Here is a 14040-nt window from a genome sequence, read left to right on the forward strand (position 1 = left end):
ATCGAGAGGATTCACCATGGCAGAACGTCAGGCCACCATCGCCAGCGCCTCGGGCCTCCACGCCCGTCCCGCGAAGCTCTTCGTGCAGGCCGTGCAGGAGAAGAAGATCCCCGTCACGATCGCAGCCGAGGGCGGTGCCGACCTCAACGCCGGCAGCATCCTCTCGCTCATGGGCCTGGGTGCCGGTCACGGCACCGTCGTGACCCTGAAGGCCGAGGGCGACGGCGCCGAGCAGGCGCTCGACGAGCTCGTCGCTCTTCTCGAGACCGACCTCGACGCGCAGTAAGCACCGCGCTTCACAACACCGGATGCCACGGGCCCCAGGGCTCGTGGCATCCGGTGTTTCGCGTACGGGTGGCGGGCCGAACTCCTGAGTTTCGCCGATCGGTGCGGGCTGTCGGCCGCCGAAGGGCCCGGGCGCGCGGATCGTTCAGGAGTGTGGCCCGGTCCGAGCCTCAGACGTCGAGAGTGTCGCCCGGCTGCAGATCGACGAACGATCCGCCGTTCTGCTCAGCGGCCCAGGTGAGGCGCGCGGCGCCCATCTGCTTGCCCGCCGTCGACAGGGTCATGTCATGGGTGGCGAACACACGGTCGGGCTTGACGTCGAGGACGAAGTCGATGGCGTCGCCGATCTTCAGCCACGGGGCACCGACGGGCGCGGCCAGCAGCTGCACCTTCGAGCGCTTCGGGACGGCGTACGAATCGCCGGGGTAGTACAGCGCGTCGTTGACGAGCACGCCGACGTTGTCGACGTTCGGGATCGACTCGTGGATGACCGCGTGCGTCCCTCCGAAGAACTCGAGGTGGAAGGGGCCCACGTCGAGACGGTCGCCGGGGGAGACCGCGATGACGTCGAAGCCGGCGGCCGCGTGCACCACGCCCTCGGGACCGTAGATCGGAACGCCGGGGTGGGCCTTCTGCAGGCGCGTGAGGTGATCGGCCGTCCAGTGGTCGGCGTGTTCGTGGGTGATGACGACGCCGACGAGACCGACGAGGTCTTCGAGCGGCGAGGTGAAGCTCCCGGGGTCGACGACGAGGGTGTGTCCCGACTCGACGAGGACCAGGGCGGCGTGTTCGTGCTTCGTGAGGCGCATGCTCCCAGTGAACTCCGCGACCGCGCGGGCGGCAACCGCTGGCGGGGGAGGCGAAGTCGGGCTATCGGCTCTTCCGCCCGCCGCGTTCTCGCGGTACCGTGGCCGGACACGCCCGGGAATTCGGTGGTTCCGGCCCCGATTTTGCGTGCGCGCAATTCGTGGTGCATACTTGAACGGTTGCGAAGCGGCCCCATCGTATAGCGGCCTAGTACGCTGCCCTCTCACGGCGGTAACGCGGGTTCGAATCCCGCTGGGGTCACCAACATTATTAGCGCCCCGGTTCCCTTGAAAACAAAGGGAACCGGGGCTCTAGTGCTTTCCACGCTGCCACTCCACAGCGTCAGCGCGCTCCTGTCTTGGACACACTTTGGACACACCGGCGAACAGCCCACATCTCACAGGCGGTGCGGATCGCCGCGTTCTGGCGGCGTCCTGACACTGCCGTGCGCCGACGCGTGGACGCTACGGTTAGGAACATGGCAGCCGGTGGTGGAGACATAGTTCCCGAGGTCATCCGTGAATTGATGATCGTTGAGCGCAGCGTGGGCAGCACGCTGTCGCAGTCCCTCAAGAGCCCCGGCGGGCTGAGCCCGCTCGTGCATGGCGCTGGGGGAGTGCGTGAGCAAGTCGTGCTCTACGCCACGAAAGCCATCGAGAAGTCCAGCGGGAGCGTCACCCGCGAGAAGGTGATCCTCGCGGCTGTGGTCGCGGGGGTCAGCATCGGCGGCACGTTGCTCGTCACGAAGGGTGTCCCGAAGATCAAGCAGGTCTGGGCGGACAAGAAGGCAGAAGCTCAGGACATCGAAGCTGAGTCGGAGGCGGGCTCCGAGATCGCAACCGTGCCCGCACCGACGAACGATGTGTCGCGCCAGGCAGGCGACGAGATCGAAGAGTCGGTGATCGAGATCACGAGTGAGCAGTGGTTCACGCTGTTCTTTGAAGCACTCGCTCACCGTGCAGCGAGCAACGCCCACCGCGCCATCAGCGCAGAGCAGTGGGCGACACTCGTCAGCGCTCGTATCCTCGACGATGAGGGCACTCGGGAGCTTGCAAGTGCGATGCGTGAACTGACACCCGAGGAGATCAACGAGAGAGTCGATCTGATCTTGGAGAAGCACCCCGAGCTACTGACCGAAGACCCGGAAACCGTGGTCGAACGTGTGTTTGGCGAAGAGTCAGACGCGCTACTGCTCCCAATTCAGACGCAGGGCTCAGTCATGCCGCAGCGGGCATTCGAGATCACTGAGCCCACTGACGATGACGAAGACGAGACCGACAAGGCGTAGGCGCTACTTGTCGTCCCACATCGGGTCGTCGAAGGCGATGGGCTCGACCCTGGAATTGGCAGGGGCGAAGTTGGCGGAAGTCGTGAGTGAACGCACCTTCCAGTCGAGCCGTTCCGCTACGTCGTCCAGGTCGTCCTCGAAGAGATCGGCGTACACGTCGAGGGTCACGCTTGCTTTCTCGTGACCAAGCGCGCGCTGGAGTGCCTTCACGTTTGCGTTCTCCGACACCGCGAGGCTCGCGTATGTGTGTCGGAGTTCGTGTGGTTCGATGTCGCCGAGCGGCTTCGCGGGCGGCAGATCAGCGTCGAACGCAGCCTGTAGCGCTCGTTCGTCCATGAGCTTGACGGCGGGGGAGAGCCATCCCTTGCGGAAGCTCGCGTTGCGCAGCCATGAGCGGGTGCGTACTCCGACGAACAGCGGCTCCTGTTCAAGCACACGAAGGTGCTCTCGAAGAAGCTCGGACTGTCGAGGTCGCTTCGCGATCTGGCTCTCCAGGCGCGCGATCCGCTCGGGCACCTTGCTGACCCGAAGTTCGAGCCCTGCGATCTGCGGGAGACGGCTCAGAGCGCGCTCAGCGACCGCCAGGCGCTCGTCCACGGGCTCGGTGGGCATCCCGGCGGCGATGCGCGCTTCCCGGTCTTCCTGAAGCCCCTGGATGCGCGCGTCGAGCAGGGTGCGCTCGGCGCGTACCTCATCGAGGCGAGCAATGAGTTCGCCCTCACGCATCCGTACCCGATCCAGTTCGGCGTTCTTGTCGGCGAGCAGTTTCAACTGCGCGCGCAGGGTGGCAGCGTCTACATCGAGTTCCGCGCGACGCCGCTCGATGTGCTTGCTCAAGAGTTCGGCGACGAACGAGGGGATGGGCACCGATCGTGCGGCGTAGGACTTCGGTACATCCTCGATCTGCTTGCCATCGACCTGAACGATCGTGTGGGCGACCGAGATTCGGCGCTTGCGGAGGTCAACATCGTTGATTCGCAGTCCAGCAAGCTCGCTCCACCGCAGACCTGTATACGCGAGCGTGAGGGCAACCAGACCGTAGCCATGCTCCTCTCCGTGGTTCGTCTCGTTGACCGCCTCGTAGAGATCGCCCACCTGCGCGTGGTCGAGATAGCGCTTCGGCTTCTTGGCGAGCTTCGGTTGGGCGATCTTGCTCGCGGGGTTGCTGTGGATGCGGTTGTGGTCGACGGCGTAGGACAGGATGCCGCGCAGCACAGAGACGGTCTTGCGGATCGTCTCGGGCTCACCTTCCAAGGTGCGCACCCACTCGCCAACATCACCCTTGGTCAGATCTCCGATGCGACGTTCGCCGAGATCGGGGATGACCCGGATACGCACGATGCTGCGGACGCGGGAGAGGGTGGACTTCTTGGTGCCCTTGGTATCGGCGGAACGAGCGGCAAGCCATTCCTCAGCGACCTCCGCGACCGTCGCGCGACCGAGCGAGGGATCGACGAATGACCCCTGAGAGCGACGCACCTCCATCGAAAGCTGGAACGCCCGCGCGGCGGCACGGGTGGTGAACCCGCCCTTTGCTCCCGCAGTGCGGTCGGGCTTGCGGTAGCGCACCTTGTACCGGGTGCCCTTCGCTGTCGAGTAGGTGGAGATGCCGTTTTTCGCTTTCACGACCACATCATGGTCGGGACGGCACCGAACGGAATCGAGAGGAACCAATCGCGCCAGGATTGTGCGCCGCGTGTGGCTAAGTGAGCGGACAGAAATCCCTGTTCAAAGGGCTAAACGTCAGCGTGAGACTCGTAGCCGAACTATTCTGAAATTGCCCGAAAGGCGGCGGTTCGATCGGCTCCGACCATGATGTGGTCGTGTCCGATCCGAGGGCGGTGTGAGCAGCAGTTGAGTGCCTGCTCACACCGCCTCTTCCTCTTCTTCCGGAGTCTCAATGTCTGCCGCGTTCTGGCTCGATGCCCGCGTCCTCGGGATGCCTTCGACGACCGAGGCATGGGTGAATGAACTCTCCGATGCGTTGAGCCGCGTCCGGTGCATTTATCCACTGGACACCGTCGTGATCCTTCCTCCGCTGCTGTCGCCCACGGTGCGTCGTCGAGTCGAACTCTTTTCGCCCGACGACATCGTTGGTTCAACGTCGGCATCCGCCGCTGCGGTCTCCGGGGCGGTCGTCACCGACTCTCGTCTGCGCCAGACGCGAGGGGCGGCGGTCGGGTGGTTCCTTGCGATTGACGGGCACCGCGATCGCCTCCGTGCTGCCTCGATCCCGATCGCGCTGATGCCTTGCGGATTCCGTGTTGATCCGCCGCCGGTCGATGATGTCGAAGCACCATTGCTCGAATACGCGCGTAAGACTGGTGCAGGGTGGTGAGTCCGCGACAGCGACCAACTCTTCGGCTGCCGGGTCTCGTGGTCATCGAATCGTCAGCATTCGCGACGCCATTCCTCGCCGACGATGACCACGTCGTCGATGTGTGCGCGTGGCTGAGCTATGAGGTGTCGAAGTGGCTCCCCGGAGCCGAGACCATCATCTGCTTTCCGCCCGACACGGTGCTGTCCAACTGGGCGCGCGGAATCCAGCAGCGCCTCGCCTACATCGGAGTTCGCACGAGCACGCGGGATCGCATCGCGTCAGACCGCCTGCGTACGCGGATGCTGTGGCACGCGGTCGCCGAGAACGAGCGCGTGGAACGTCTGCGTCTCGAACTCGCGGCAGACCGCGAGCATCGCTTCCAGATTCGACTCGGCGAGATGGTGGAAGTCGAGGTGATCGCCGCAAGCGTCATCGAGCACGCAGCGATAGTCGCGTTCCCCACCGGCGTCTACGACGATGAGGTGCTGCCGGACGAGGAACCCTTCTGATGCGCGCCTCGGGTGCTCGGAGAAGTCACGCCGCTAGCGTGAGAATGTGACCGATCTCGACCTCGAAGCGCTGCCGCTCTCAGACTTGTTTGATCTTCACGCACGCATCCAGCGCGAGTTCGGGAGGCGTGGTGTCTCGCGCACCTCTGGCGCGATTCAGGGCGAGGTCGGTGAAGGGCTCGCGCTTGCGGTCTACGGAGGGACGCTACCGCCTCCGGGAACACGGGCGTACGACCTCACGGATGCACAGGGGCGGCTCGTTCAGGTGAAGACCCGTACGCTGCCGCCAGGCGTGAGCCGCATGTTTCAGTTTGACTCGCTGGACTTCGATCTGGCGGTATGCATTCGCTTCGATCGTGATAACAACGAACTCGACTGGGCACGAGAGTACGAGGTCGAGGAACTTCGATCGCTCGTGAGTCCTCACGCTGACGGTCCTCGACTTCCGATGGGTCGCGCGAAGGCAAGCGGGCGTGACGTGACCGCCACGTTCCGTGCTGCCTACGACGTTCTTCGCGGCATCGGCTAGGGGTTCACGCGGAAGCGATGACCCCATCGAGTCGTGCGTACGCATTTCGCATCTCCTCGGTGACATCCACCCCAAGTGTCTTTACGCGAGCGCCCGTCAGCGTCGTCGCATTCGTCCACCCGCTTGTCGAGCCATGACCCGTGACCTCGTCGCTCGTGAGTTCGCGCGCATAGGTGATGTCGAGCGTTGCAGGATCAAATGTCAAGAAGATAGCGCTCGTGAAGTCGAACGATCTGAACTGACTGAACTTACCTCCGGTGCCCGCCATGATCCGCGCTTTGACCTGAATGCGGTCGCCCGCGACCGTCGTCACGTCGTGCGACTTCGTGGAGTTCGGTTCCAACATGCCGCCGCGAGCGATCCACACAATGCGTTCCGCAACGTCACCGAGCGGCGCGTTTCGGCTTCGGACGATGCCACGTCGAAGCAACTCACGGAGGGCATCCTCGATGCGTTCGAGCAGTTGTCGCGCGCTGAGTGCTGAGAGATCGTCGGACACGTTCGCAGACTAACCGAAGCGTCGACCCGGAGTCGTCGCAGCCACTCGATAGATTGAGCTTGAGGCTTCCCCGGACGAATTGAGCGCACCTGTGTCGAACGACGACGTACACGTAAGTAGCATCCACGATGTTCTAGAGCAGTACCGAAAGGTCGCGTTCGACGAGTACGACAAGGGTGCGCACTTTGAGCGTCTGATGCAGGCGTTCCTGCGAACCGAGCCACAGTACGCCGAGTTGTACGACGAGGTCTGGCTGTGGTCGGAGTACCCCGAGCGTGGCAACCGCACCGACACTGGCGTCGATCTCGTCGCGCGCAACCGTGACACCGGCGACCTCACGGCGATCCAGTGCAAGTTCTTCGCTCCTACGACCACGGTCACGAAGGCGATGCTCGACTCGTTTCTCTCCGCGTCCGGGAAGATGACCGAGAACGGTGCTCCTGAGTTCACCTCGCGCCTAGTGATCTCGACCTCCGACAAGTGGGGCAAGAACGCAGAAGACGCAATCTCGGGGCAGTCCATCCCTGTCGAGCGCCTGCGTGTGCAAGACCTCGATGACTCGTCGATCGACTGGTCGCAATTCGTCTGGAACGAGCCCACGAAGCTCGAGAAGAAGCGCCTCAAGACGCCGTTCGACTATCAGAGCGTCGCGATCGACGATGTCGTTGCAGGATTCACAGACCGTGATCGCGGAAAGCTCATCATGGCGTGCGGGACGGGCAAGACCTTCACCTCGCTCCGGCTCGCGGAAAAGGTTGTCCCGCTGGGCGGCACCGTCCTGTTCCTCATGCCGTCAATCGCGCTATTGTCTCAGACGCTCAAGGAGTGGACGATCCAGGCAGAGGTGCCGATGCGCTCTTTCGCGGTCTGCTCCGATGTGTCGGTCGGTAAGCGTCGCACCGAGGAAGACATCCCTGTCACCGACCTTGCTTTCCCCGCGACGACGAACGCATCGGCGCTCGTCAAGCAGTTCTCACAGGGCGATGGCTCTGACAAGCTGACGGTGATCTTCTCGACCTACCAGTCGCTCCCCGTGATCTCGAAGGCGCAGGGGATGGGGCTCCCGGAGTTCGATCTGATTGTGAGCGACGAGGCGCACCGGACGACCGGTGCTGCGATGTCGGACGATGACGAGTCCGCGTTCATGAAGGTGCACGATCAGAGCTTCGTGCAGGGCAAGAAGCGCCTCTACATGACCGCGACCCCGCGCATCTTCTCGGACGGCACCCGCAAGAAGGCGGGGGAGATCGGCGCGAAGCTCGCCGACATGGACGACGAGGCGGTCTACGGACCTGAGTTCCACCGCCTCGGCTTCGGACAGGCAGTCAGCATGGGACGACTCACTGACTACAAGGTTCTCGTGCTCGCCGTCGATGAGACGTTCGTCGCGCGGGAGTTCCAATCCTTGATGTCCCAGGACGGCTACGAACTCGCGATGGAGGATACCGCGAAGATCGTCGGCACCTGGAACGGTCTCTCGAAGCGCTCGGTGATCCCTGGCGAGTACGAGGACGACCCGCTGCCGATGCAGCGTGCAGTGATGTTCGCAAAGGACATCGCAACTTCTCGCAAGCTTGCGGACGCATTCCAGCAGGTAGTCGAGGGAGAGATTGGGCGCATCGAGGGATCGGGCGAGGACACTTCGCGCCTGCTTCACGCGGAAGCGCGTCACGTTGACGGGACGCAGTCGATGCTCGTGCGCAACGAGAAGCTCGATTGGCTCAAGGAAGCGTCTCCGGACAGCACTGTCCGAATCCTCTCGAACGCGAAGTGCCTGTCGGAAGGCGTGGACGTTCCTGCGCTTGACGCGGTGATGTTCATGAACCCTCGCAAGAGCGTGGTCGACGTGGTGCAGTCAGTCGGTCGCGTCATGCGCAAGATGGCAGGCAAGAAGTTCGGGTATGTGATCCTCCCGATCGCGATTCCTGGTGGTGTCGAACCTGACGAAGCGCTCAACAACAACGACAAGTACCGCGTCGTCTGGCAGGTGCTCCAGGCGCTCCGAGCCCACGACGAGCGGTTCGACGCTGAGGTCAACAAGATCGACCTCACGAAGAAGACCAACCGTCTGATGGTTGATGTGATCGGTGCGGGCGGGGGCAAGAGCGATAACGAGGAGGACTCGGCGACCAAGGGAGCAGACAAGGTGCAAGGCGCTCTGCAGCTTGACTTCTCGAAGATCGAAGCCTGGCGTGACGCGATCCTCTCCAAGATCGTCCAGAAGGTCGGTCAGCGGCGGTACTGGGAGAACTGGGCAACGGATGTCGCGGCGATCGCGCAAGCCCACTCGGAGAGGATCAACGCGCTCGTTCAAGGTGACAACAAACTGATTCGCGACGAGTTCGAGGCGTTCACTGAGGGTCTGCGGCTCAATCTGAACCCTGATATCTCGCACGATGACGCGGTGCAGATGCTCTCGCAGCACCTCATTACCCAGCCCGTCTTCGACGCACTATTCGAGGGCTACGCGTTCTCCGAGAACAACCCTGTCTCGCAGGTCATGAACGCGATGGTTCGTGTGCTCGACGGCGAGAACCTTGAAAACGAGACGACGAAACTGGAGTCGTTTTACGAGTCCGTGCGGGTGCGCGCAGCGGGCATCGACGACGCGGCGGCGAAGCAGACGATCGTCAAAGAGTTGTACGAGAAGTTCTTCTCGACAGCGTTCTCTAGAACGAGCGAAAAGCTCGGCATTGTGTACACCCCGAACGAGATAGTGGACTTCATCATCCACTCAGTCAACGACATACTGCGTGACGAGTTCGATACATCCATCTCCGACGAAGGGGTACATGTCCTCGACCCGTTCACCGGAACCGGCACCTTCATCGTCCGGCTGCTCCAGTCGGGTCTCATCAAGCCGCACGACCTAGCGCGGAAGTACCGCTACGAGTTGCACGCGAATGAGATCGTGCTGCTCGCGTACTACGTCGCTGCGATCAACATCGAGGAGACATACCACTCGCTTCGAGGCGGCGAGTACGTGCCGTTTGATGGAATCGTTCTGACCGACACTTTTCAAATGTTCGAGGACGACGACGAACTTGATGACATGGGAGTCTTCCAGGCGAACAACGACCGAGTGATCGCACAGAAGGAACGCGACATCCGTGTCATCATCGGCAACCCGCCGTACTCTGCCGCGCAAAAGTCGGAGAACGATGCCAACAAGAACAACGTGTACAAGACACTCGACTCGCGGATTCGGGATACCTACGCGAAGCGGAGCACGGCAACCCTCAAGTACAACCTCTACGACTCGTACATCAGAGCCATTCGTTGGGCATCCGACCGCATCGGTGATTCAGGGGTCATCGCCTACGTCTCCAACGGTGGTTATCTGGACGCGAACACGGCTGATGGACTTCGACTTAGTCTGGTCGACGAGTTCACGAGCATGTACATCTTCAACCTCCGAGGCAATGCGCGTACTTCCGGCGAGCGCCGACAGCAGGAGAAAGACAACGTTTTCGGGCAGGGCTCGCGCGCCACGATTGCCGTCGCACTGTTCGTGAAGAACCCGGCTGGGTCTTCGCCAGCGAAGCTCTACTACCAAGACATCGGCGACTATCTGACGCGAGACCAGAAGCTCGCCAAGATAGGGAATTTGAGATCTGCGTCCGGAGTTTCTTGGCGGCAGATAGAACCCTCTCCCGAAGGTGACTGGGTCGCGCAGCGCGATGCGACCTTCGCTGGGTTCCCACCGATTGCGACCAAAGATCAGAAGTCGCGGGAGGCTCGATTTTTCGCAACCTACTCGCATGGCTTGGTCACATCACGCGACGCATGGGTCTACAACTACTCCAGGGAGGCTCTGACCGACAACGTCAAGCGCCTCATCGCGAACTACAACATCGAAGTCGAGCGCTGGAAGAGTTCTGGTGGCGAAGGCGAGCCGCGTGATTTCGTGTCGAATGATGCAACCAAGGTCAACTGGAGCCGCGACCTCCTAGCTCGACTCCAGAAAGGCAGAAGCGCTGACTTCGCCCCAGACTCGTTAGGGCGTCTGGTTGCCTACCGTCCGTTCTCGAAGCAGCTTTCCTACTACAACCCGGTGTTCAACGCCATGAGCGGGAAGCTGGCGTTGGTTTTCCCCGACGCTTCAACCCCGAACATTGGAATGTATGTCGTCGGCATGAGTTCCGCAGTCCCGTTCTCAGTCTTGATGCTCGACTGCATACCCGACCTTCATGTCACCGGGGCAGGTAGCGGCGGTCAATTTTTCTCGCGCTACACCTATCGTGCGGTAGAGAACGACCCTTCAACACTGTTTCCCGAGGACGGCACGCTGGGCGTCTTCGATGAGATGGATGGCAAGCTCACTGCCCCGGTTGAGGCGGGGTTCGAGCGGATCGACAACATCACTGACGAGATTCTGACCGACTATCGACTGTCGTTCGGGAAGGGCGTGACGAAGGACGACATCTTCTTCTACGTCTATGGGCTGCTGCACTCGCGCGAGTACCGGGCAGAGTTCGAGGCTGACCTCAAGAAGATGCTCCCGCGCATCCCGAAGGTGAAGGCGTTCAAGCAGTTCGTCGAAGCCGGTCGTGCGATGTCCGAGCTTCACCTGAACTACGAGACCGTCGAGCCCTACCCGCTGATCGAGAACGTCACGCCGAACGCCTCGCTTCGTGTGACCAAGATGCGTTACGCGAAGGAGGGTCGCCAGGACAACAAGACGACGATCATCTACAACGACAGCATCACCCTCACTGGCATCCCGGAGGAGGCGCAGGAGTACCTGCTCGGCTCTCGCTCTGCGCTCGACTGGATCATTGAGCGGTATCAGGTGAAGACCGACAAGGCGTCGGGCATCGTCAACGATCCGAACGCTTGGGGTGACGAGCACGGCGATCCGCGCTACATCCTCGACCTCATCAAGAGGATCACGACGGTGAGTGTCGAGACGGTCAAGATCGTCAACGGGTTGCCGTCTCTGGAGGTCGTCGGCGCGTGACTCCCTCGATGGGGAGCCGCGCGCAGCAGAGCGCGATTCAACGCGCGATCTCACAGGAGGCTTACCTCTCGCGAGCCCTGTTGGGGGCGGGAACGACCTCGATTCGTCTGTCCTCTTCGGGCGATCCGGGGCGCATGTACGAAGCATTCCTCGGACTCGCGCAGGGTGTTGAGCGGATCGGAAAGCTGATCCTGGTTGCGGATCACTACGCCCGAACAGGCACGTTCATGGCTCCGGGCGAAGTCGAGCGCTATCGTCACGATCTCAAGCGTCTCGTGCGAGCAGTTGAGGATGTTGCGACCGCGCGAGGGGTGTCGCTCGATGACGCGCCGTCCTCGAACGCAGGCTCGAAAGCAGTCGTCCGATTCCTCACGAAGTTCGCCGAGACCGACCGCTACTACAACCTCAACCGGCTTGCTCAGGGCGACAGCGTGACGATCGACGACCCGATCGCGAGATGGGTAACGATCGTTCGAGCAGAAGCCCCCGAGCGGCGGCGGTCGCCTGCGCGGGAGCGGCAGGAAGCCATGAATCGCTCGATGGCGCGGTATATGGATGAGAACATTCCACTGGCGATTCTGGACTTCACCTCTCTGAGCGGCGCGGCGCTCAATTCTTACGAAGCGATGACCGTGCAGACACAGCTTGACGAGTGGGTTGCAGTCGAGGGGATGCTCCTCGCTATCCGACCGATTCGGTTCTTGTCTCGGACGATCGCGTCCCTGGACTACGCGCGAGGTCTCCCCGTGTTCACCGAGTTCTTCGATGACTGGATGATGCAGGACTCCTACCTGCGGCGTCGGCGTCGGTTCCCGCTTCATCGGAAGTAGGCGATCGCAATGGGTGCGGAACCTAACCCGGCGAAGTGGCACCACTATGTTCCCCGGATGCTGCTGCGCGGGTTCGCAACGGACAAAGACTTGATTACTGCCGTTCGCCTACCTGGTGACACGACGTTCACAGCGACGACGAAGAGTGTCGCAGCAAAGAAGCACCTCTACTCGGTCGAAGCGGAGGGGCAAGCACCTGACGCATTCGAGAAGTCCCTCGGTGAGGTGGAAGCCGACGCGAGCCGGATCATCCGTCAGATCGTGGAGGGACGTGCGCGACTGAGCGAAGAGGATCGCAACGGGCTCGCGTTCTTCATCGCGCTCCAAGCCGCTCGCGGACCCGAGACGAAGCGCAGCATGGAGCACGTCGCGAGCGAGGCGCTGAGAATGCAGATCGGTGCGGGCGGCAAGGAAGCGCTGCGACGCAAGGTCGCTCAAGAGGCGGAACGCGAGCCCACGAACGACGAGCTCGAAGCGCTCTGGGATCGGGTCATGGAGCCCGGAGCAGTCCTCGCCCCGATGACCAACCTCGCTTTCGTCAAGCACATCGTCACCACGGCGCAAGGGCTCTTGCCGTACATCTCGGGTCGCCCCTGGACGGTGCATCGCTTCGCTCAGCGATCGCTGATCGTCTCGGATTCACCGGTCGGGCTCATCCCGCACCCCGACGATGAAGACGACAATCCGTGGGGCGGCGTTGGCTTCATGGGCGCGTGGGGAATCACGTTCCCGCTGACGCGCAAGGTCGGCATCATGATGTCCGACCCGATGGTGTTCGCAGGTTTGATACCGGTCGAGCGCGTGCGCGCGGGTCACTTCGACCAGACGATGCAGGGCACGGCAGCCGTCGAGAAGCTGTTCAACGAGATGACCGTGCGCGGCGCTCGGGAGTGGGTCTACCACCACCCCGACGATGCGAGATTCGTTCCGAGCGACCTTCCTGAGCCCGATTTGCTTGGTGTGCAAATGGTGGGCGAGCGGATCGAGTTCAACGGGGAGCCGATGTTCCCCCGCGCAGAGAACCACGCCTAACGTGAAGTTGTTGTCGAGCCATAGGTTGAACAGGTAGGTAAATCATGTCCCCACTCTTCAAGCGTCGTCGCGAGCTTGCTGCGCTCGAAGAGCGCGAACGTCAGGGCGAGTCCTTCTGGACGGAGTCGTTCTCCACCGAAACCCGGAACCGACTACTGCTGGTGATGGCGCACAGCGATGGAGGCAGCGATTATCGCGCGATCGAGGCAGCGAAGCGCGTCCTGCTTGCAGACCTTGGTCAACTTGCGCTCTTCGGCAACGGTCAAGGGGATTCGCGACAGCACTTCTTCCGCTACCTCACTGAGTGCGACGATGACATGGTTCCCTCGGTGATCGAGGCGTTCATGGAGGGGTACGCCACCGCGTTCGAGCAAGAAGCCGCTCGTCAAGCTTTCGCCTCGGGGCTCGTACATGGCGGCTCTCGAATCCCTTTCAATGCCTCGCTCATCCGTGAGATCAACCGCGTCCTCGCCGAGGATCGGATCGCATTCGAACTGATCGATGGTGAAATGGTGCCCTTCGCATCACGAGAACTTCACGTTGAGGTGGTGGAGCCCGTCTTGCGTCTTCTTGCGAAGCCCGGATGGGAGCGGGTAGAGAAGAGCTACCAGAGCGCGCTTTCCGAGATCGCGCGCGGTGATGGAGCGGACGCGATCACCGATGCGGGCACCGCGCTCCAGGAAGCACTAGTACACCTTGGCGCTGAGGGCAACCAACTCGGCGACCTCACGACCTCGGCGAAGAGCAAGGGCATCATCGCGTCGCATGACGCCCCGCTGCTCCAGACGATCGACAAGGCGTGCCGGTGGGCGTCTGCCGACCGGAGCAACACCGGTGACGCGCACAACGCCGACGAGGCGAGCCGTGAGGATGCCTGGTTCACGGTTCACGTTGTCGGCGCGATCCTGTTGCGACTGTCGCACGGCGGCTCGCGGGTCTCCGGCTGACTCGTCAGGATCACTCGCGAGACGATCGAACGCG

At 62.2% G+C, this 14040-nt stretch carries 12 protein-coding genes and 1 tRNA gene; 10 read left to right on the forward strand and 3 right to left on the reverse strand.

Features of this window, described 5'->3' with window-relative positions:
* Nucleotides 1–16 precede the first annotated feature (16 nt).
* Nucleotides 17–286, forward strand: a complete 270-nt coding sequence (locus tag ASG45_RS09890; RefSeq protein WP_055836516.1) for an HPr family phosphocarrier protein — start codon at nucleotides 17–19, stop codon at nucleotides 284–286.
* Between the two features lie 169 nt (nucleotides 287–455).
* On the opposite strand, the gene ASG45_RS09895 is transcribed toward ASG45_RS09890, so the two are convergent.
* Nucleotides 456–1094 carry an MBL fold metallo-hydrolase gene (locus ASG45_RS09895; RefSeq protein WP_055836519.1) on the reverse strand — a complete coding sequence of 213 codons (639 nt, stop codon included), beginning with the start codon at nucleotides 1092–1094 and terminating at the stop codon, nucleotides 456–458.
* 186 nt (nucleotides 1095–1280) lie between these two features.
* On the opposite strand from ASG45_RS09895, the gene ASG45_RS09900 reads away from it, so the two are divergent.
* Both ASG45_RS09900 and ASG45_RS09905 read left to right on the forward strand, forming a co-directional pair.
* Nucleotides 1281–1356 (forward strand) — tRNA-Glu (locus ASG45_RS09900).
* 214 nt (nucleotides 1357–1570) lie between these two features.
* Complete coding sequence (locus ASG45_RS09905; protein ID WP_156459421.1) at nucleotides 1571–2380, forward strand: hypothetical protein; 810 nt, start codon at nucleotides 1571–1573, stop codon at nucleotides 2378–2380.
* Nucleotides 2381–2383: 3 nt separating this feature from the next.
* On the opposite strand, the gene ASG45_RS09910 is transcribed toward ASG45_RS09905, so the two are convergent.
* Nucleotides 2384–4006 (reverse strand): tyrosine-type recombinase/integrase, encoded by a 1623-nt coding sequence (locus ASG45_RS09910; RefSeq protein WP_156459422.1) that lies wholly within the window; start codon nucleotides 4004–4006, stop codon nucleotides 2384–2386.
* Nucleotides 4007–4280: 274 nt separating this feature from the next.
* On the opposite strand from ASG45_RS09910, the gene ASG45_RS16195 reads away from it, so the two are divergent.
* The 3 genes from ASG45_RS16195 to ASG45_RS16200 are packed head-to-tail and all read left to right on the forward strand — an operon-like array spanning nucleotide 4281 to nucleotide 5738.
* Nucleotides 4281–4718 carry a hypothetical protein gene (locus ASG45_RS16195; protein ID WP_156459423.1) on the forward strand — a complete coding sequence of 146 codons (438 nt, stop codon included), beginning with the start codon at nucleotides 4281–4283 and terminating at the stop codon, nucleotides 4716–4718.
* Complete coding sequence (locus tag ASG45_RS09915) at nucleotides 4712–5209, forward strand: hypothetical protein (protein WP_156459424.1); 498 nt, start codon at nucleotides 4712–4714, stop codon at nucleotides 5207–5209. Before ASG45_RS16195 ends, ASG45_RS09915 begins: the two co-directional genes overlap by 7 nt.
* A 46-nt stretch (nucleotides 5210–5255) precedes the next feature.
* Complete coding sequence (locus ASG45_RS16200; RefSeq protein WP_156459425.1) at nucleotides 5256–5738, forward strand: hypothetical protein; 483 nt, start codon at nucleotides 5256–5258, stop codon at nucleotides 5736–5738.
* A gap of 4 nt (nucleotides 5739–5742) precedes the next feature.
* Here the strand turns inward: ASG45_RS16200 and ASG45_RS09920 are convergent, their stop codons facing one another.
* Complete coding sequence (locus ASG45_RS09920) at nucleotides 5743–6237, reverse strand: hypothetical protein (protein WP_055836531.1); 495 nt, start codon at nucleotides 6235–6237, stop codon at nucleotides 5743–5745.
* Nucleotides 6238–6433: 196 nt separating this feature from the next.
* Here ASG45_RS09920 and ASG45_RS09925 point away from each other — a divergent pair, with 196 nt between their 5' ends.
* The 4 genes from ASG45_RS09925 (at nucleotide 6434) to ASG45_RS09940 (ending at nucleotide 14006) form a co-directional block, all read left to right on the forward strand.
* Entirely contained in the window at nucleotides 6434–11197 is a 4764-nt protein-coding gene (locus ASG45_RS09925; RefSeq protein WP_082516587.1) for a DEAD/DEAH box helicase, read from the forward strand.
* A gap of 134 nt (nucleotides 11198–11331) precedes the next feature.
* A complete protein-coding gene (locus ASG45_RS09930; RefSeq protein ID WP_235561598.1) occupies nucleotides 11332–12027 on the forward strand; it encodes a hypothetical protein in 696 nt (231 codons plus the stop codon).
* 9 nt (nucleotides 12028–12036) lie between these two features.
* Nucleotides 12037–13059, forward strand: a complete 1023-nt coding sequence (locus ASG45_RS09935) for a DUF4238 domain-containing protein (protein WP_082516555.1) — start codon at nucleotides 12037–12039, stop codon at nucleotides 13057–13059.
* Nucleotides 13060–13103: 44 nt separating this feature from the next.
* Nucleotides 13104–14006 carry a hypothetical protein gene (locus tag ASG45_RS09940; RefSeq protein WP_055836542.1) on the forward strand — a complete coding sequence of 301 codons (903 nt, stop codon included), beginning with the start codon at nucleotides 13104–13106 and terminating at the stop codon, nucleotides 14004–14006.
* Nucleotides 14007–14040: the final 34 nt, after the last annotated feature.

It is taken from the genome of Microbacterium sp. Leaf436 (assembly GCF_001424715.1).
Lineage (GTDB): Bacteria > Actinomycetota > Actinomycetes > Actinomycetales > Microbacteriaceae > Microbacterium.